11 protein-coding genes and 1 pseudogene are annotated in these 18,744 nt (G+C 71.8%); 7 read left to right on the top strand and 5 right to left on the bottom strand.

Annotation, left to right across the window (positions count from 1 at the left end):
* Nucleotides 1-36: 36 nt before the first annotated feature.
* The 4 genes from DMH12_RS27405 to DMH12_RS27390 all read left to right on the top strand — a co-directional run bounded on the left by DMH12_RS27405 (nucleotide 37) and on the right by DMH12_RS27390 (nucleotide 7,887).
* A complete protein-coding gene (locus tag DMH12_RS27405) occupies nucleotides 37-1,314 on the top strand; it encodes a nucleotide disphospho-sugar-binding domain-containing protein (protein WP_125494125.1) in 1,278 nt (425 codons plus the stop codon).
* Nucleotides 1,315-1,449: 135 nt separating this feature from the next.
* On the top strand, nucleotides 1,450-4,560 hold the full coding sequence (locus tag DMH12_RS27400) for a non-ribosomal peptide synthetase (protein ID WP_185832577.1): 3,111 nt from the start codon (nucleotides 1,450-1,452) through the stop codon (nucleotides 4,558-4,560).
* Between the two features lie 71 nt (nucleotides 4,561-4,631).
* The gene (locus tag DMH12_RS27395; RefSeq protein WP_125494123.1) at nucleotides 4,632-6,134 is read left to right on the top strand and encodes a class I SAM-dependent methyltransferase; all 1,503 of its coding nucleotides are present in this window, start codon (nucleotides 4,632-4,634) and stop codon (nucleotides 6,132-6,134) included.
* A 73-nt stretch (nucleotides 6,135-6,207) separates the two neighbouring features.
* Nucleotides 6,208-7,887 (top strand): MFS transporter, encoded by a 1,680-nt coding sequence (locus DMH12_RS27390; protein WP_125494122.1) that lies wholly within the window; start codon nucleotides 6,208-6,210, stop codon nucleotides 7,885-7,887.
* Between the two features lie 142 nt (nucleotides 7,888-8,029).
* Here the strand turns inward: DMH12_RS27390 and DMH12_RS27385 are convergent, their stop codons facing one another.
* The 4 genes from DMH12_RS27385 to DMH12_RS27370 form a co-directional block, all read right to left on the bottom strand.
* The gene (locus DMH12_RS27385; protein ID WP_125494121.1) at nucleotides 8,030-8,911 is read right to left on the bottom strand and encodes a Gfo/Idh/MocA family protein; all 882 of its coding nucleotides are present in this window, start codon (nucleotides 8,909-8,911) and stop codon (nucleotides 8,030-8,032) included.
* 8 nt (nucleotides 8,912-8,919) lie between these two features.
* Nucleotides 8,920-10,266, bottom strand: a complete 1,347-nt coding sequence (locus DMH12_RS27380; protein WP_185832576.1) for an NDP-hexose 2,3-dehydratase family protein — start codon at nucleotides 10,264-10,266, stop codon at nucleotides 8,920-8,922.
* The gene (locus tag DMH12_RS27375) at nucleotides 10,263-11,540 is read right to left on the bottom strand and encodes a class I SAM-dependent methyltransferase (RefSeq protein ID WP_125494119.1); all 1,278 of its coding nucleotides are present in this window, start codon (nucleotides 11,538-11,540) and stop codon (nucleotides 10,263-10,265) included. The genes DMH12_RS27380 and DMH12_RS27375 overlap by 4 nt, the downstream gene beginning before the upstream one ends.
* Nucleotides 11,541-11,664: 124 nt before the next feature.
* Nucleotides 11,665-12,816 carry a DegT/DnrJ/EryC1/StrS aminotransferase family protein gene (locus tag DMH12_RS27370; protein ID WP_125494118.1) on the bottom strand — a complete coding sequence of 384 codons (1,152 nt, stop codon included), beginning with the start codon at nucleotides 12,814-12,816 and terminating at the stop codon, nucleotides 11,665-11,667.
* 292 nt (nucleotides 12,817-13,108) lie between these two features.
* Here DMH12_RS27370 and cmdF point away from each other — a divergent pair, with 292 nt between their 5' ends.
* The 3 genes from cmdF to DMH12_RS27355 all read left to right on the top strand — a co-directional run bounded on the left by cmdF (nucleotide 13,109) and on the right by DMH12_RS27355 (nucleotide 18,445).
* Nucleotides 13,109-14,722, top strand: coding sequence for a tyrosine 2,3-aminomutase (gene cmdF, locus DMH12_RS27365; protein ID WP_125494117.1), 1,614 nt, complete (start codon nucleotides 13,109-13,111; stop codon nucleotides 14,720-14,722).
* Nucleotides 14,723-14,737: 15 nt separating this feature from the next.
* Nucleotides 14,738-16,867, top strand: a complete 2,130-nt coding sequence (locus DMH12_RS27360) for a molybdopterin oxidoreductase family protein (protein ID WP_125494116.1) — start codon at nucleotides 14,738-14,740, stop codon at nucleotides 16,865-16,867.
* A gap of 126 nt (nucleotides 16,868-16,993) precedes the next feature.
* Entirely contained in the window at nucleotides 16,994-18,445 is a 1,452-nt protein-coding gene (locus DMH12_RS27355) for a multicopper oxidase family protein (protein ID WP_260474361.1), read from the top strand.
* Between the two features lie 173 nt (nucleotides 18,446-18,618).
* On the opposite strand, the pseudogene DMH12_RS39975 reads toward DMH12_RS27355, so the two are convergent.
* Nucleotides 18,619-18,744 (bottom strand): annotated as a pseudogene (locus DMH12_RS39975) (IS630 family transposase); the annotation flags it as partial.

The following is an 18,744-nucleotide window of genomic DNA, read 5'->3' as shown; positions in this document are numbered from 1 at the left end:
CCCCGCCCCCGCCCCGACCCCGCTGCAGGAGATTCCATGCGCATCCTCATCCTGACGTGCCCGAGCAAGACCCACCTGTACGCGATGGTGCCGCTGGCCTGGGCCCTGCGGACCGCCGGGCACGAGGTGCACGTCGCCAGCCAGCCCGACGCCGCCAACTTCAGCGCCGACGACATCGCGCGCACCGGCCTCCCCGCGGTCGCGATCGGCGACGACCTCGACGTGAGCGCCACGATGGCGGCCGTGATGGAGGCGGCGGAGCCCCCGGCCCCGACGGCCACCGCGACGGCCGGGCCGCGCCGCAGGGCGACGCAGAGCGAGTACGCCGCCGAGGACCCGTACGGCGAACTCGACGGGCTGGCCACGCAGCACTTCCCGTTCTTCAACTCGCCCTCGGTGATCGACGGTGCGGTCCGCTACGCCCGCCGGTGGCGGCCCGACCTGGTGATCTGGGACGCGATGACCATGGCCTACGCCGGCCCGGCCGCCGCGCAGGCGGCCGGCGCCGCGCACGCCCGCTTCGTGTTCGGCCCGGACTCGCTGGCCCAGCTGCGGGCCGCCACACCGGACCGGGACCCGCTGGGGGAGGTCGTACGGCCCCTCCTCGACCGGCACGGGCTGGCCTACGACGAGCACACCCTGACGGGTCACTGGTCGATCAACGCCACCCCGCCGTGGACCTGGCAGCCGCCCGGCACGCACTACCTCTGGACACGGCCCACCCCGTTCAACGGGCCGTCGGCGGTGCCGGACTGGGTACTCGACGCGCCCGAACGCCGACGCGTCTGCCTCACCCTGGGTCTCAGCTTCCGCGAACTCGACGCCGGTGCGCCGGCCGGTGAGCTGCTCGGGGCGGTCGCCGACCTGGACGCCGAGGTGGTCATCACGCTCGGCCGGGAGCAGATCGCGGCGCTGCCGACGCTGCCCGACAATGTGCGCGCCGTCGAGTTCGTGCCGCTGACGGCGCTGCTGCCGACCTGCTCGGCGGTGGTCCACCACGGCGGCTACGGCACGTTCATCACGGCGTTGCAGCACGGCGTACCGCAGCTCGTGGTGCCCGGCAAGTTCGGCAACGACAAGTTCTGGGGCCCGCTGGCCCACCTCGACATCCTGGAGCAGGAGGGCGCCGGCCTCTATGTGAGCGACCCGGACCGGCTGACCCCGGACGCGCTGCGCGACCAGCTGCTCCGGGTGCTGAAGGACCCGGAGTTCGGCCACAACGCGGCCCGCCTGCGCGCGCGGCTGAACGAGCTGCCCACACCGAACGAGACCGTCCCGGCCATCGCACGGCTGACGGCGCAGCACCGGCCCTGAGCATGCGGGACGGCGTACACGGATCGTGCGCTGCCCGGTCGGGCAACGGGGAAGATGCCGCCGGTCCGCGGGAGCGACGAGCATGAATCGAGTGGTGCCACGGCAGGAACCGTGGCAGAACCCCGAGGAGACACCATGACAACCAGTGATCTCGACCGCGTGGCGTCCGCCTCGGACGACGCGATGCGCAGGGAGTGGATCGCGCTGGCGGCGGAGGTGCTGGGGTGTGCGGTCAGCACGGTCGAGGAGCGCGCCGGGACGGCGTCCTTCATCGACATGGGCGGCACCTCGCTGCGCGCGGCCGACTTCGTGGCCCGGGTGGAGCGGCGGCTCGGCATCTCCCCGCCGGTCCGCGCGATGCGCGGCTCGGTGCCGCTCGCGGAGGCCATGGCACAGGCCGGTGAGTTCCGGCCCGTACCGGCGCCCGCCGCGACCACCGAGGTGGACCGGCCGCTTCTGACCAGCCAGGACGGCATGCTGATGGCCGAGGACCAGATCGACGGCCGTCCGGTGCGCGTACTGTTCACGGCGGAGAGCGCCACCCCCTTCGATCCGGAGCGGCTGCGCACGACGCTGACCGCGCTGACCCGCAGCCACGAGGCGCTCCGCACCGCCTTCACCCGTACCGACGACGGCTTCGCACGCCGCGTGCTGCCTCACTGGGAGCCGCGGCTGATCGAGCAGCGGCTCGCCCCGCCGCCCGGCGGCGACGCGGTGAACATCGTGCACCACCAGCTGTCCGCGGCGCCGGGGCTGCTGCAGCCCTTCATCGAGCCGCCCGTCGTGTTCGTGCACACCCGCGTCGAGGACGGCCCGGACCTGCTGAGCATCCTGCTGCACCACGCCCTCCTCGACGGGTGGGCGCTGAGCCGGTTCTGGCACGCCTTCGCCCGCGCGTACACCACAGGTGTCGCCGAGCCGGGCCTCTCGCCCGAGCTGATCCTGGCCCGGGACCGGGAGATCGCCGGGAACGGCCGGCTCGCCGAGCTGACCCGGCTCGCTGCCGAGGACCTCGCCGGACTGCCCGAGACCGTCCCGCTGCCGGTCGACCGGGCGCGGCCCGACCCCCCGGACGTCAACGGCGTGCACCTGCCGTTCGGCCTCAGCGCCGGGCTGCGGGACCGGGTCATGGCCACCGCACGCCGGCTCGGCGTGACCCACACCGTCATCGTGTTCAGCGCGTGGGCCCTGGCCATGGGCCGGCGGGCCGGGCTGCGGGACCTCGCCATCGGCGTCGCGATGTCCGGCCGCGAGACCGCCCAGCTGCACGACGTGCTCGGACTGTGCGTCCGTATCGTGCCGGTGCGCTTCCGGATGGACGAGGACCGCACCGTCGCCGAGCAGCTGCGGGCGTGCGCCGCCAGCTGGGCGGCCGCCACCGAGCGGGCCGAACTCCCGCTCGACAAGGTCATCTCGGCTCTGGGCCAGGACCACGTCACCGACCGGCTGCCGGTCATCCAGGGCGTGTTCGAGGCGCACGACGAGCTGATGCCCGACCGGCTGCAGGAATGCGGTCTCGACCTGCCGCTGCACGAGGGCTACACCGGCTCCTCCATGATGGAGACCACCTTGTTCCTGACCAGCTGGGCCGAGCGGCCCGCGCTCCAACTGGAGTACCAGCCCGGCGTGTTCACCCCGGACGAGGCGCACGCGCTGATCGACGGATTCGTCGCGGCCCTGGAGGACCTCGTCGCGGACGTGGACGCGCCCGTCTCGTCGGTCCACGCCGTCGCGCCGGGGCAGCGGGAGTGGCTCCGGAAGCTCGCCGACGCGCCCGCCGCCGACTGCGAGACCGGGCTGTGGCAGCTCTTCGAGGAGACCGCCGAGCGGTACCCGGACGAGATTGCCGTCGAGGACCTGACGTACGACGAACTCCTCGCCGCCGTCCGCACCCAGGCCGCCGCCCTCACCGACGTCCGCCCCGGCGACCGCGTCGTCGTGGCCCTGCCGCGCGGCACCGCCGAGGTCGTCGCCGTGCTCGCCGTGCTGCACCGGGGTGCGACGTATGTGGCGGTGGACCAGGCCGCGCCGCGGGACTGGCTGGAGAAGATCCTCGGGCAGGTCTCGCCCGTCGCCGTGATCGGCTCGCCCGAGGTGGCCGAACTGGCTGCCGGCCCGGCCCTCGAGCCCTGGAGCCCGGCCACCCCGCTGGAGCCCGGACCGGAGCCGGCACCGGCCGACCCGGGCCGCACCGCGTACATCGCGTTCACGTCCGGTTCCAGCGGCCGCCCCAAGGGCGTGCCCGTGCCGCACCGTGCGGTCGTACGCCTGGTGCGAGACGTCAGCTATGTACGGACCGGGCCCGGCGAACGGTTCTCGCGGACCGCGCCGCTGGCCTTCGACGCCTCCACCCTGGAGCTGTTCGCGCCGCTGCTGTCCGGCGCGAGTCTGCAGATCTTCCCGGACGGCCCGGTCACCGTGACCGAGCTGGGCCGGTTCCTGGCCGAGCGCCGCGTGAGCGTGGCGTGGATGACCACCGGCCTGTTCCGGCTCATGGCCGACCACCGGCCCGAGGCGTTCGCGGACGTGCGCCAGGTTCTCACCGGCGGCGAGGTCACCCCGCCGGAGCAGGTGCGGCGACTGCTCGAACGGTACGAGGGACTGCGGATCAGCCTCGCCTACGGCCCGACCGAGTGCACCACCTTCACCACCATCCACCACTTCGACGCGGCGGCCGAGGTGAGCGACCCGCTGCCGATCGGCAGGCCCGTCCCCGGCACGCGGGTCTTCGTCCTCGATGACGGCGGCCGCCTGGTGCCGCCGGGCGCGGTCGGGGAACTCTGTGTCGGCGGCATCGCCCTCGCCGACGGCTACCTCGGCCTTCCCGACGAGACCGCCCAGGCGTTCGGCGGGCTGGACCCCGAGACCGGCGAGCGGCTCTACCGCACCGGGGACCTGGTGCGCTGGGACACCCGCGGCCGCCTGATGTTCGTCGGCCGCCTCGACCGGCAGCTGAAGGTACGCGGATTCCGGGTCGAGCCGGAGGCGGTCGCGCGGCGGCTGCGCGAGCACCCGGGGGTCCGGGACGCCGTCGTCGTCGGCGAGGGCAAGGTCGCCGACCAGCGGCTGATCGCCGGCGTCATCGCCGAGGCAGCGGCCCCGTCCCCGGCGGAGCTGCGCGGCTGGGTCGGCGAGACGCTGCCGTCGTGGGCCGTACCGGAACTGTGGTCCTTCGTCGACGCCTTCCCCCTGACGCGCAACGCGAAGGTCGACCTGAAGGCCCTGGCCACGCACGCGACCGCCTAGGCCGCGCGCGCCTTCGCTCGAGCAGGGACACACCCCCTTGAGAAAGACACGATCTCGAGAAGGAGCGGGAGTTGACTGTCCAATCCGTAGTGGGTGACGCCGAGATCGAGGCCGTCGCCGCCACGCATCCGCAGGTCGAGCGGGCGGTCGTGTCCGACGGCGTCATCCAGGTGATGCCGGCGGACGCGGCACCGCAGACCGAGTTCGTCGCGCAATGGCGGCGGCTCTACGACGATCTGTACGCCGGTGACTCCGACGACTCCGGGACCGGTTCCTCCGGGAGTGCCTCCCGAGGTGCCTCCGACGGCGGCCCCGACGGCGGTGCCGCTTCCGCCGGGGGCCCCATGTCCGACTTCAGCGGCTGGACCAGCAGCTACACCGGCGACCTGATCCCCGCCGAGCAGATGGAGGAGTGGCGGGCCGCCACGGTCGAACGGATCCGCGGCCTGCACCCGTCCCGGGTCCTGGAGATCGGTGTCGGCTCGGGACTGCTGCTCTGGCATCTGGCCCCCGACTGCGCCGAGTACCGGGCCACCGACTTCTCGCCGGTCACCATCGCGAACCTGCGGGCGCGGCTGAGGAGTTCCGGCGTGCCCTGGGCGAGCCGGGTGCACCTGCGCGCCGCCGAGGCCGTGGAGACCGACCGGTTCCCCGAGGGCTACTTCGACACGGTCATCATCAACTCGGTGACGATGCACTTCCCGGGCCACGGGTACATGCGCCGAGTCGTCGAGCAGGCGCTGCGGGTGCTGGCACCGGGCGGCCGACTGTTCATCGGCGACAACCGCAACCTGAGCCTCCTCCCGGAGTTCGTCACCGAGATCCAGCGCACGCAGCACCCGTCGGCCGCGCCGGCCGAGCTCCGCGACCGCGTGGACGAGGCCGTCGCGGGCCACGAGTGGCTGCTGCTGGCACCGGAGTACTTCGTCGCGACCGCCCGGGAACTCCCCGACGTCGCCGGCGTCGACATCCAGCTGAAACGCGGCTCGCAGGTCAACGAGCTGACCAGTTTCCGCTTCGACGTGGTGCTGCACAAGGGCCCCGCACCGGTCCGCTCGCTCACCGGCGTACCCCGGCTGCCCTTCGCGGGCCGGCCGGAACTCACCGCCGAGCTGCGGCGCAGGCCGGGGGAGGACCTGCGGGTGACGGGCATCCCGAACCGCGCGCTGCTCCGCCTGCTCGCCTCGGCGGCGGCGGTCCGGCGCGGCGAGGAGCCGCCACCCGCCCAGGAGGAGGCGGGCCTGCTCCCCGAAGACCTGCATCTGCTCGCGGAACAGCTCGGCCGCAGGGTCGTGGTGACCGGGTCGGCGCAGCCCGGCGAGATGGACGCGGTCTTCCTGAGCGCGCCGGAGGAGGAGCCGCTGACCGATCTCTACGATCCGGTCGAACCGCTCAAGTCGGCTTCCTGCCACGTGAATTATCCGCAGGCGGCCGAGCTGGCGGAGCACGTGCGCCGCTTCGTCGCCGAACGGCTGCCGGGGTCGGACGTCCCGGCCGTCGAGATCGTCAACGCCTTTCCCCGGACGACCGACGGATTGCGCAATCTGGAAGAACTGAACGGCTCCCGATCGTGACAACTTGGCTTCCTTGAAGGAGACCTGTTCCCAGATCCGTCGGATGCTCGGGAAGAACTAGAAGGGATACCTGATGCAACCTACTGACGACACGGCCCCGGTCGTGAAGGCAGGTAGGCGCGAGTGGTGGGGGCTGGCGGTGCTGGCCCTTCCCGCGCTGTTGCTGTCCGTGGATGCCAGCGTGCTCTTCCTGGCGCTCCCGCAACTGAGCGCGGATCTGGGCGCCACCGGCGTCGAACAGCTCTGGATCATCGACGTGTACGGGTTCCTCATCGGAGGCTTCCTGATCACGATGGGCGGCCTCGGCGACCGGACCGGCCGCCGCAGGCTGCTGCTCATCGGCGCGGCCGTCTTCGGTCTCATGTCGGTCCTCGCGGCGTACTCGACCAGCCCCGAGATGCTGATCGCGGCGCGGGCCCTGATGGGTATCGCCGGTGCCACCGTGATGCCGTCGGCGCTGGCCCTCATCAGCAACATGTTCCCGGACCCCAAGCAGATGGGCCTGGCCATCGCGGTCTTCATCGGCTGCTTCATGGGCGGCGCGGCGGTCGGCCCGGCGGTCGGCGGCGCCATGCTGACCAACTTCTGGTGGGGCTCGGTCTTCCTCATCAATGTGCCGGTGATGCTGCTGATCGTGCTGGCCGGTCCGGCACTGCTGCCGGAGTACCGCAGCGGTGAGAGCGGCGGCATCGACCTGCTCAGCGCAGTGCTCTCGCTCGGCGCGATCCTGCCGGCCATCTACGGCCTCAAGGAGCTGGCCCGCGATGGCTGGGCCCCGCTGCCCGCGCTCGTGCTGGTGGCCGGCCTGGTGGTCGGGTACCTGTTCGTCCGGCGGCAGAAGACGCAGGACAACCCGCTGCTGGACCTGAAGCTGTTCAAGCACCGCGCCTTCACCGGCGCCCTCATGATCATGCTGCTCGGCTCGGTGATGATGTCCGGCCTGGCGCTGTTCTTCACGCTGTTCCTGCAGTCCGTCCGCGGTCTGTCCGCCCTGCAGACCGGCCTGTGGATGGTGATCTCCGCGGTGGCGCTGGTGGTCGGCTCGATGGGCTCGCCGATCCTGGCGCAGAAGCGGCGCCCCGGCATCGTGATCGCCGTCAGCCTCGCCGTCTCGATGGTCGGCTTCCTGCTGATGACGCAGGCGGACCGGACGAGTTCGCTTGCGCTGCCGATCATCGCCGTCGCGATGGTGTCGCTGGGTGCCGGTGGCTTCGCGTCGCTCTCCACCGGCCTCCTCGTCGGCGCGGTGCCGCCGGAGCGGGCGGGTTCGGCGTCGTCGGTCTCAGAGATGAGCGGCGAACTCGGTGGCGCGCTGGGCGTGGCGCTGATCGGCACGCTCGGTACGGCCGTCTACCGGAGCCTCCTCGACGTGCCGTCGGGTGTGCCGGACGGCGCGGCCGAGGTGGCCCGGGAGAACATCACGGGTGCCGTCGCCTCTGCGGCCGAACTCCCGGGCCCCGCCGGGGAAGCCCTGCTCGACGCCGCACGGGACGCCTTCACCACGGCCCTGCGCAGCGTCGGGGTGGTCTCCGCGGTCATCGCCGCCGCCCTGGTGGTCGTGGCCGTCACGGTTCTCCGCCAGTTCCCGCCGACGGGCGAGGCGGCCGAGGGTGACGCCACACCCGACGGGGACGCCACGGCCGAGGCGGACGCGGGCAAGGGCGCCGGTACGGACACGGACGCCGGTACGGACGCCGAAGCCGGTGGGGCCGAGCGTCCCGGAGAGACTCGGGAGCCGGCCGCCAAGGTCTGACCCTGCCTCGACCCACGGACGCCACCCGCGATGCGCGGGTGGCGTCCGCATGTGTGCGGGTGGGGGGCGATGCGGAGGCTGCGCACGAACTCCGCTGACACGTGCGAGAGTTCATGTGAGCTCTCGTACAGGCCGAGGGAGTTCAGGCGCCGGCCGCGCGGGCGAGGAGGTCCCGGGTCCGGGCGTCGCTCAGCAGCGGCGCGTCGAACTCCCTCGACCCGGTACGGATCGCCGTGAGGACCTGCTCCAGGAAGAGCAGCATGCTGTCGGCCGGGGCGACCCGGTGGGACACGGAGGCGCCGTCGTGGGACACCCGCACGGTGGGGGAGAGGTCGGGCGGCGCCGAGAACGGGCGCTCGAAGTCGGCGCCCGTGCCCGGACCGAGCAGGTGCAGCGAGTTGCGGTAGCCGGACGTGAAGCCGAACCGGCCGACCACGGTCCGGCCGCCGGGATATCCGGCCAGGACGCTGTACGACAGCTCAAGGCCGTCGGCGGACCGGTCGCCCACGATCACCTCGACCCGGGTGGGCTCGGCGTCCCACAGGACACGGCCCAGCGAGGCGAAGTACGGCCCGGTGTCGGCGAAGGCGCCGCCGCCCCGCGCGCGGTCGTGACGGAAGTCGTCGGGCGGCACCGGCGGCGTGAAGACGGCCACGGCCCCGTCGAACGTCAGGCCGCGGGCGTGGGCGAACATCGGGTGGTACGCGTAGCAGGTCGCCTCGGCCAGGACCAGGGACGACGCCCGGGCGAGCGCCACGGCCGCGGTCGCCTCGGGCAGGGTCAGGAACGCGGGCTTGTCCACCACGACGTGGTTCCCGTGCTCCAGCGCCCACAGCACGGCCTCGGCGTGGTCGCCGTTGGCCGAGGACACGTGGACGAGGCCCGGCCTGCGGGCCGCGAGGGTACGCCAGTCGGTGCCGTCGCGGCGGCTCGCCACCGCGGTCGATCCGAAGGGCAGCGCCGCAGCGGCGGGCAGCACCCGCCGTTGCGCGAACCGCGACCGGCCCACCAGCAGGAAGTCCATACGGTCTCCTAGAGGAGGCACGCCATCAGGCTGCGTGCCTCGACGTTGACGTAGTAGCCGGCGGCGACGAGGCGGTCGAGCAGACCGAGGGTCATCCACCGGTGGGTGGGCGGGACGGCGATGTCCCGGTCCGCGGTCAGCTCGACGACGACGTGCCGGGTGTCGGCCCGCAGGAAGCGGCCGCCGTCCTCGGACTGCACCGAGCTGTGCCGCACCTGCGGCCCGGCCGTCGCGAGGTACTCGACCAGCGGCGGCGCGGCGGCCCCGGTGCGGTGGAGGCCGGGCGACAGCTGAATGGTGGCGGCCAGTTCGAGCCGGTCGGTCAGACCCGGCTGCACCATCGCCTGGACGAGGAACTCCAGGACCCCGGCGCGGCGCCGGCACAGGAAGGCCACCAGGTTGCCGGGCACCGGTTCCAGCATGGGCTGGGTCCAGCAGCCGACCTCGCGGCTGCTCGCGGCCACGGAGAGGCCGACGACGCGGAAGAAGTCGCCGTCGCGGTGCCGGATGCTCTGGTCGTCGGCGATCCACTCGTCCAGCTCGGACAGGCCGACGCGGCGCACTTCGAGGGTGAAGCGGTCCTTCTGGTCGATCAGCCAGGTCATCGCCTCGGCCAGGTCGGCGTTGGAGCGGTGGCTGCGGTGCGAGGTGACGACGGCCGCGTGGAAGTCGTCGGCGGGCAGTGTCCCGCCCGCGGCGTACGAGATGCAGGCCAGCACCGTACGGGCGTTCATGTTGACGTGGCCCCGGGCCAGCTGACGCCGAATCTGCCCGAGGGTGAGCCAGGCGAAATCGTCGTACTGTGGCACGTCCTCGTCCGGCGGGACCTCCACGATCATGTTGCGGTTGCGTTTGTGCAGGTACCACGCGGCGTGCTCGGACAGCAGCCGGTCGACCAGCACCCGGCGGCGGGAGGACGGCAGGAAGTAGTCCAGGTATGGCGTGGAGCGTCCGCCGTGCACCCGCTGGTAGTTGCTCGGCGTGGCCTGCACCGTCGCCGCGTACTGCACCAGGCTGGTGTTGCCGGGCTCCATCTTGACCTGCATCAGGAAGTGCGGCACACCGTCGAACCGCTTGACGAGGATCCCGAGGATCCCGATCTCGGGCTGCACGATGATCGGCTGCCGCCACGAGGGCGCCCGGCCGTGGTTGGTGCGCACCGCAAGACCCTCGACGGTGAAGAAGCGTCCCGAAGAGTGCACCAGCCGCTCGCCCAGGTGCCATGCGCCGAGCGACGCCAGCGGCACCTCCGTCACGTCGTACGCGGCGGACGCGGAGCGCTCCTTGAGGAACACGTCGGCGTCGACCCGCCCGTCCTCGACGAGCGCCGAGGACAGGAACCCGGCCCGCGTCACCCGACGCCGCCCCGGGAACGCGCCGGGGCGTCCACCGACGGCAGCGGGAAGACCAGCCTGCCCCCGGCGGCGACGAACTCCCGCTCCCGCTCGACGAAGCCCTGCCGGTGCACCCAGGGCAGCACGAACAACTGGTCCGGCCTGCGTGCCTTGGCGTTCTCCTCGGACACGATCGGGATACCGGAGCCGGGCGTGACCGCGCCCTGCTTCTCCGCGCTGACCTCGCCGATGCACGGCAGGTCGTCGGTGGTGATGCCGCAGTACTGCAGGATCACATTGCCCTTGGTGGACGCGCCGTAGCCGACGGTGTGGAGCCCTGCCCTGCGCGACCGGTCGAAGAACGCGCGGACCTCGTCGCGATGCCGGGCGACACGACGCGCGAACGACTCGTACGGCTCGTCGGTGTCGAGCGCGCGCACCGCCTCGCGCTGCCGGACGCGCTCGATGCCGGCGTGGTCGATGCGGTGCTTCGACGGGTCCTTCACCAGCGTGACGCAGAGGCTGCCGCCGTTCACGTCGGTGATCTCGGCGGTGGTGAGGGTGAGCCCGGCGCGGGCGGCCATCCACTCGATCTGCCGCAGCTGGTAGTACTCCAGGTGCTCGTGGCAGATCGCGTCGTACGCCGGAATGTCCAGCAGCGGCAGCGCGTAGCTCATCTCGATCATCCACACGCCGTCGTCCGCCAGGATGTCGCGGACCTGGGTCATGAAGCCCAACGGGTCTGGCAGGTCGTAGAACATCGCGATCGCGGTGACGACCTTCGCCTTCCGGTCGCCGTACCGCTCGGTGAAGGCGTCCTTGGAGAAGAAGTCGGGGATCAGGGCGATGTCGTCGGGGTAGGACGCCCGCCACTTCTCGCCGGTCGGGTCGATCCCGACTCGGGTGACGTCCGACGGGTACGCCTTGAGCAGCGTCGCGTCGTTGCTGCCGATGTCGAGCACGAGGTCGCCGGGGGCGAGGTCGACCAGGCCGGTGAGGGCGGCGACCTTGCCCTTCAGGTGGCCGACCATGAAGGGGCGGATGCTGGAGCGGTAGCCGTAGTGCTCGCCGTACATCAGCGACAGGTCGGGCGTGTGCCGCACCTGCAGCAGCCCGCAGCCGCCCGGGGCGCAGCGCATCAGCTCCAGCGGCGCGACCCGTACGGTCTCGCCGGGCCGGGGGAAGATGCCGGTGAGCGCCTGCATCCCCAGATCGAGCACCGGCAGCAGACTGCGGTTCCCGCAGATCCGGCAGGCGGTGCACTCGGTGACGACAGTGTCGGCGCCGATGGTCATGATGCCTCCGTGGTTGAGTGACGGGCGGTCGGCCGCCCGGGTGCCGAGGCGGTGACGGCTCCGGCGCGTACGGGCAGGCCCGCCCGGGCAGACGCGGCAGCGACTGCCCTGCGGACACCGGCTGTCAGGCCGCCGCGCTCGGTGCGTGCCGCTCGACCGCCTCGCGGAAACGCCGCGCCACCTGCTCGACCTCGGCGTCCGTGAGCGCCTGGTGCAGCGGGAGCAGCAGCGTGGTCGCGGCGGCGGTGTCGGTGCCGGGCAGCTGCGCGTCCGAGCCGTACAGCGGGACCCGGTGCAGCGGCGGATAGCGGTACGTGGTGTAGACGCCGTTCTCCAGCAGGTACTCCGCGATCCCGTCGCGCAGCGCCGGGTCGACCTGCACCCAGTAGAAGTAGTGCGTGGACTCGTGCCCCGCGGGCGGCGGCGGGCTCAGCCGCACACCGGGCAGGCCGGCCAGCATGCGGTCGTAGGCGGCCGAGATCTCCCGGCGGCGCTCCACGAAGCCGGGCAGCCGGCGTAGTTGGACCCGGCCGATGGCCGCGGTCATGTCGTTGCCGATGAGCCGCTGGCCGACCTCGTGGACGGTCTGGTCCCACCAGCGGCGCGGGTTGTGGGCCATCGCCGCGAACGCACCGCGGTCCTCCATGCCGTGGTAGGCGAGGCGGTGGGCGCGGCGGGCCAGTTCGGGGTCGCGCAGATAGATCATGCCGCCGTCTCCGGTCGTGATGATCTTGCGGGAGTCGAAGCTCCAGATGCCGATATCGGCGAAGGTGCCGCAAGCCCGGCCGTCCACCCGGGAGTGCACCGCGCAGGCGGCGTCCTCGACGAGCGGGATGCCGCGCTCCCGGCACAGCTCGTTGATCGCCACGACGTCGCCCGGGTGGCCGCCGTAGTGCAGGATCGTCACGGCCTTGGTGCGCGGCGTGAGACAGGCGGCGATGTCCGCCGCGGACGGGTTCAGGGTGTGCGGGTCGACGTCGCAGAACACCACGCGGGCGCCGGTGGCGGCGATCGTGTTGGCGTTGGCCACGAAGCTCATCGACGGGACGACGACCTCGTCGCCCGGCCCGAATTCGAGGAGCTGGGCCGTCAGACCCAGCGCCGAGGTGGCCGAGTTGAGGAACAGCAAGGTCTCCGGCGGGACACCGAGGTGTTCGCCGAAGTCGCGCTCGAACTCGCGCGTCCGGGGCCCGTAGCCCAGCCAGTTGCTGTCGAAGGCCTTGCCGACCGCCGCGAGCTCCTCGGCGCCGACGCTCGGCTGAAACACGTTGATCATCTGGCCTCCCTTGTCTCGCATGCCGTCATGCTCGGCGCCGTCGGGCGGCCGCTGCATCTTCCGCGGTGCCTTTCCTGCCGACGCCCGTGCCCGGACTTCGGCGGCCGGCGGGGAGGGCGGCCGCAGCGCGGGAGAGCCTGGAAGAGCCCGGAGTCCGGCACCGCGGGGCACGCGGCGACTTCGGCACGTGATCACCACCAGGGCACGGGAGAAGGTGCGGTACCCGGTGTGCCGGTGGTGGCATCGACGCGCAACCAGGCGTCCTGTCACCACACCTGACCGGGAGTTTCACATGACCATGGTGGGAACCGATGTCCGAGTCGAGTTCGACGGCGAGACGCTCGACGTGCCGCAGGTCCGCCGGGTTGCCGAGGAGCACGTACCGGTCGCCCTGGGCCCGCAGGTGCTGAGCCGCGCCGCGGCCAGCCGCGAACAGTTCGAGGACACCGTCCGGCAGAACATCCCCGTGTACGGGGTGACGACCGGCTACGGCGAGATGATCTACATGCTGGTCGACACCGCCAAGGAGACCGAGCTCCAGACCAACCTCGTACGCAGCCACAGCGCGGGCGTCGGCCCGCTGTTCAACGAGCCGGAGTCCCGCGCCATCGTCGCCGCCCGCCTCAACGCCCTCGCCAAGGGCCACTCCGCGGTCCGCCCCGAGATCCTCGAACGCCTCGCCCTCTACCTCAACGAGGGCCTCACCCCGGCCATCCCGGAGATCGGCTCGCTCGGCGCCAGTGGCGACCTCGCCCCCCTCTCGCACATCGCCAGCACCCTCATCGGCGAGGGCTACCTGCTGCGCGGCGGGGTGAAGACACCGACCGGCCCGGTGCTTCGCTCGCTCGGCATCGAGCCGCTGCAGCTGCGCTTCAAGGAGGGCCTCGCCCTGATCAACGGCACGTCGGCGATGACCGGCGTGGGCTCCCTCCTCGCCGAGCACGCGCTGGCCCAGGCCCGGCACGCCGAGATCGTCGCCGCGCTGGTCGTCGAGACCCTGCAGGGCTCGATGAGCCCGTTCCAGCCGGAGGGCCACGACATCGCCCGCCCGCACGCGGGACAGATCGCCAGCGCCGCCAACATGCGCACCCTGATGGCCGGCAGCCGCCTCACCGTCGAACACGCCGACCTGCGCAAGGAGGTGGCCGCCAGCAAGGAGAACGGCGACGGCGGGAACGTCCACCGCTCCGAGGTCTATCTGCAGAAGGCGTACTCGCTGCGGGCCATCCCGCAGGTCATCGGAGCCATGCGGGACACCCTGTCGCACACCCGCACCAAGCTGGAGATCGAGCTCAACTCCGCCAACGACAACCCGCTGTTCTTCCCCGGCCAGGAGATCTTCCACGGCGCCAACTTCCACGGCCAGCCCATCGCTTTCGTGATGGACTTCCTGACCATCGCGCTCACCCAGCTCGGCGTGCTCTCCGAGCGGCGCAGCAACCGCCTCCTCAACCGGCACCTCAGCTACGGCCTGCCGGAGTTCCTGGTCAAGGGCGAGCCCGGCCTCAACAGCGGCTTCGCCGGCGCCCAGTACCCGGCGACCGCGCTCGTCGCCGAGAACCGCACCATCAGCCCGGCCAGCACCCAGAGCGTCCCGTCCAACGGCGACAACCAGGACGTCGTCAGCATGGGCCTGATCGCCACCCGCAACTGCCGCCGGGTGCTGCGCAACAACAACACCATCCTGGCCCTCGAATTCCTCGCCGCGGCCCAGGCCGTGGACGTCTCCGGCCGCCGCGACGGGCTCAGCCCGGCAGCCCGGGTCACCTACGACACCATCCGCTCGCTGGTGCCCACCCTCGACGACGACCGCTACATGGCCGACGACCTCGAACTCGTCGCCGCCGAACTGGAGCGCGGCACGGTGCTCAAGGCCCTCGATGCCGTCGGCATCAGCCTGCACTGACCAAAGGACGACAACATGAGGACCGCGTACCGCACCTGCCCGTTGTGCGAGGCCGTCTGCGGCCTGCGCCTGACCCTCGACGGCGAACGCGTCGTCTCGGTGACCGGCGACAAGGACGACCCGTTCTCGAAGGGCTACATGTGCCCGAAGGGAGCCGTGCTGGGCCGTCTCGACGAGGACCCCGACCGGCTCACCAGCCCCATGGTGCGCGAGGGCGACTCCTGGCGCCGGGCCGACTGGGACGAGGCGTTCGCGTATGTGGGCCGTCGCCTGGACGCCGTCATCGCCGAGCACGGACGGGACGCCCTGGCCCTCTACTACGGCAACCCGACGTTCCACACCATGGCCGGCATCCTCTACCGGGGACCGCTGGCCATGGCGCTCGGCACCCGCAACGTGTTCTCGGCGAGCACCGTCGACCAGATGCCCAAACACGTGGCGTCCGGGCTGATGACCGGAGACCCGTGGGCGGTCGCGGTGCCCGACCTCGACCGCACCGACCACCTCCTGATCATCGGCGCCAACCCCGCCGTGTCCAACGGCTCCCTGTGCGCCGCACCGGACTTCGCCGGGCGGATGCGGCGGATCCGCGAACGCGGCGGGCGGATCGTGGTGGTCGACCCCAGGCGCACCCCGACCGCCGAACTCGCCGACGAGCATGTGTTCGTACGGCCCGGCAGTGACCCCGCGCTGCTGTTCGCCATGGTGCACACCCTGCTCACCGAGGACCTGGACACGATCCGGGTCCCGGTGGCCGGGCTCGACCGGCTGCGCGAGCTCGCCGCCGCATTCACCCCCGAGCACGTGGCCCCCTACTGCGGTGTCGACGCGGGCACGATCCGGCGGCTCGCCCGCGAGCTGGCCGCCGCGCCCACCGCCGCCGTCTACGCCCGCGTCGGCACCTGCACTGCCGAGTTCGGCACCCTCGCACAGTGGCTCGTGGACGTCCTCAACGTCCTGACCGGCAACTTCGACCGGGCCGGCGGCGCGATGTACGCCAGGCCGGCCACCGCCGAGGTGCACAAGAGCCCCGAGCCGTTCACCGCCGGACGCTGGCACAGCCGGGTGCGCGGCTTTCCCGAGACGCTCGGCGAGTTCCCGGCCGCCACGATGGTCGACGAGATCGAGCAGCCCGGTCCCGGCCAGGTGCGCGCCCTCGTCACCGTCGCCGGCAACCCGGTCCTCTCCACCCCGGACGGCGGCCGTCTCGACCGCGCCTTGGACGGCCTCGACTTCATGGTGGCCGTAGACCCCTACCTGAACGAGACCACCCGGCACGCCGACGTGATCCTGCCGCCGCCGCGCACCCTGCAGATGCCGCACTACGACTTCCTGATCTCCACCATCCAGGTGCGCAACTACGCCCGCTACTCACCGGCGGTGCTGCCGCTCGAACCGGGGCAGCGCAGCGAGGCCGAGATCATGGAGCGGCTTACGCTGATCGCGATGGGACTGGGCGCGGAGGCCGACCCGTCGGGCCTGCCCGAGCAGATGCTGAGCCAGCTCATCGAGGCGATCCCGGTGACGACCCGCGCCGAACTGGAGGGGCACGACGGCCCCGACCTTCTGCTCGACGCCATGCTGCGGATGGGCCCGTACGGACTGACCCGGGAGAAGCTGCTCGGGCACCCGAACGGCCTCGACCTCGGCCCGCTCGAACCCCGGCTGGGCGAGATCCTCAAGACCCCGTCCGAGGGGGTCGAGCTGGCCCCCGGCCCGCTCGCCGAGGACACCGGCCGTCTGCGCGCCGCGATCAGCCGTCCCCCGGCGCCGATGGTGCTGATCGGGCGCCGCCACCTGCGCTCCAACAACAGCTGGATGCACAACGTGCCCAGGCTGACGGGCGGCACGAACCGCTGCACCCTGCAGATCCACCCGGACGACCAGGCCCGGCTCGGACTCGGCGAGCGGGCCCGGATCACCTCGGCCTCGGGCGCGCTGGAGGTGGAGCTGGAGCCGACCGACACGATCATGCCGGGGGTGGTGAGCCTCCCGCACGGCTGGGGGCACCGGAACACCGGGCAGCGGCTGGCTGCGGACCGGGCCGGCGTCAACGTGAACGAGCTGACCGGCGGCGCGGTGGACGTGCCATCCGGCAACGCGGTCTTCAACGGCGTGCCGGTCACGCTGAGCGCCTGCACCTGAACCCTCCGTCCGGGCGCCGAAACCCGGCCCCGTACACCCGGCCAAGGTCAGCAATCTGGAAGAGGGTGAGGCCCGCCCCGCCGTCGTAGGGTTCCGTCGGCATTGTTGAATCAGGGGGAGAATACGTTGAAGAGACGGCTGTTTCTCGTCGCGGGCGGATCGGTGGCGGGGTCCACGATGCTGTTCCGTGGACTCGCCTCGTCCGTCGAACCCACCACACCCACCGCGCCCCATCCGCACGCGCATGGCCCGAGCCCGTCCGCGTCACGCAGGGCGAAGCCGCTGCGCGTCGAGGAGTTCCGGACACGCATGCCGGTGCCGCCGGTCGCGAAGCCGGTCCGCCAGACGCGGGCCGGGGACGAGTACGAGATCGAGGTGCGCCCCGCGCGGCTCGAACTGGCGCCGGGCGTCGTCACCGACGCCCTCACGTACGGCGGCGACTGGGTCGGCCCGACCGTGCGGGGCCGCACCGGCCGCCCGGTCACGGTGAGGTTCCGCAACATGCTCGCCGTGCACACCAACGTGCACCTGCACGGCGGCCATGTGAAGGCCGTCGACGACGGACACCCGATGGACATGATCATGCCGGGTGCCGCCAAGGTCTACCGCTACCCGAACAACCAGCGTGGCGCCACACTCTGGTACCACGACCACGTGCACGGCGACGAGGCCGAGCACACCTACCGCGGGCTGCACAGCTTCTACCTCGTCGACGACCCGGCCGAGGACCATCTGGGGCTGCCGACCGGCGCGTACGACGTGCCGGTCATGTTCACCGACGTCCAGCTGGACGCCGACGGCACCCTGATATGGGGTTTCCCGCACGACCGCAACCACGTGGTGGTCAACGGAAAGATCAAGCCCTACTTCCCGGTCGCCGCCCGCAAGTACCGCTTCCGCTTCCTCAACGCCACCAACGAGGGCACGTACACGCTGAGCCTCGCGCAGGGGAAGATCACGCAGATAGGCTCGGACGGGGGGCTGCTGCCGGCCCCCGTGCCCCGCTCCTCGGTGACGCTCAGCTCCGGTGAACGCGCCGACCTGGTCATCGACTTCACCGGCATCCCTGTCGGGACGTCGGTGATGCTCAGCGACAGCACCAAGGGGGAGGTGCTGCGGTTCGACGTGATGTCCACGGCCGCCGACGCCGACAGGATCCCCGCACGGCTGCGGCCCCTGCCCGCACTGCCCAGGGCGACCGTGCAGCGCGACGTCAGCCTCAAGTTCGACTTCTCCGGCGAACCGGTCCCGCTGATCAACGGCAAGCCCTGGGACCCGGACCGCGTCGACTTCACCGTCAAGCGGGGCACCACCGAGATCTGGACCGTGCACAACGACGACGCCGATCTCGACCACAACTTCCACCTGCACCTGGTGCAGTTCCGGGTCCTCGACCGCCTCGGCATGCCGATGTCCCAGGACGACGAGGGGCTCAAGGACACCGTGCGGCTGCCGGCCGGCACATCGGTGCGGTTGCAGGCGACGTTCACCGACTACCTGGGCCGGTACGTCTACCACTGCCACTTCTTGGAGCACTCCAGCGTCGGCATGATGGCCCAGCTGGAGGTCGTCCCCTAGGCCCTGTCGTCAAACTCCCGTCTGCCCGGCGGGGCCATGCACGCACTCTCGCCGCACGGGGCCCTGACCCAAGTACATCCAGTACGAGGATCAGGGCCCCGCGCGCCGAGAGCACGCACCTGACGCCGCCGGGCCCGCCCTCCGGGCGGACGGCGGGAGTTTGACGACAGGACCTAGTCTTCTGAGTCAGGAATTCTGTTCAGATAGCTGGCGAGGCGTTCGAGGATCTCGTCTGCGGTCTTCATCCAGACGTAGGGCTTGGGATCGGTGTTCCATGCGGCGATCCAGGTCCGGATGTC

This window comes from Streptomyces sp. WAC 04229 (assembly GCF_003947455.1).
Lineage (GTDB): Bacteria > Actinomycetota > Actinomycetes > Streptomycetales > Streptomycetaceae > Streptomyces.
Note: the sequence above shows the minus strand (reverse complement) of the source record. Positions and strands in the feature narration are given on the sequence as shown.